Source organism: Serratia sp. 506_PEND, from assembly GCF_001076875.1.
GTDB lineage: Bacteria > Pseudomonadota > Gammaproteobacteria > Enterobacterales > Enterobacteriaceae > Serratia > Serratia marcescens.
The window spans coordinates 1-753 of sequence record NZ_JVEL01000528.1 but is presented as its reverse complement, the minus strand read 5'-3'; the positions used below and the strand labels follow the sequence as shown (position 1 = coordinate 753).

1 protein-coding gene and 1 pseudogene are annotated in these 753 nt (G+C 62.4%); both read right to left on the bottom strand.

Annotated elements, in window-relative coordinates; genetic code table 11:
* A partial coding sequence (locus ADK28_RS22280; RefSeq protein WP_048796690.1) for a FeoB small GTPase domain-containing protein occupies positions 1–595 on the bottom strand: 595 nt, incomplete at its 3' end.
* 72 nt (positions 596–667) lie between these two features.
* Positions 668–753 (bottom strand): annotated as a pseudogene (locus ADK28_RS32550) (iron transporter); the annotation flags it as partial.

Sequence of the window (753 nt, the reverse complement as noted above, 5' to 3'; positions counted from 1 at the left end):
CCGCCGGCAGCGTTTGCGGCATGGCGTCGCTCAGCGTGGCGACCGCTTTCAGCAGCAGCGGCGGGTAGTTCACCAGCGCCTGCGGTTCGTTGATGCGATGATTGTCGATCATCTGTTTCAGCACGCCGATGCCGTCGGCGCGGGTGGAGATCATCGGCACCACCGGGCAACCGAGGCGCGCCGACAGGGCGGCGACGTCGATATCGATATGCTGGCTTTTGGCGATGTCGAGCATGTTGAGCGCCACGATGCAGGGAATGCCCAGCTCCAGCAGCTGCAGCGTCAGGTAGAGGTTGCGTTCCAGGTTGGAGGCATCCACCACGTTGATCAGCAGATCGGCGTCGCCGCTCAAAATGTAGTGGCAGGCGATCTGCTCATCGAGCGACGTCTGCTCCGAAATGGTGGTCAGGGAGTAGGTGCCGGGCAAATCGACCAGCCGCACGTCGGACTGCGGGGTGGTGAAATGGCCTTCCTTGCGTTCGACCGTCACACCCGCCCAGTTGCCGACCCGCTGGCGCGCGCCGGTCAGTTGGTTGAACAGCGTGGTTTTGCCGGAGTTCGGGTTRCCGATTAAGCCGATGGTGAGTTTTTTCATAGTTCTGCGTGTCGTCTTCAAGGAGAACAACGCCGGTGCAAAGGCGCACCGGCAAACGGAGGGCGCGCCGGCTCAGGGCTGGCCGTCGAGCTGCAGCAGCGCCAAATCCTTCCTGCGCAGCACCAGGCTGACGCGGCGGGTTTTAATTTCTATCGGAT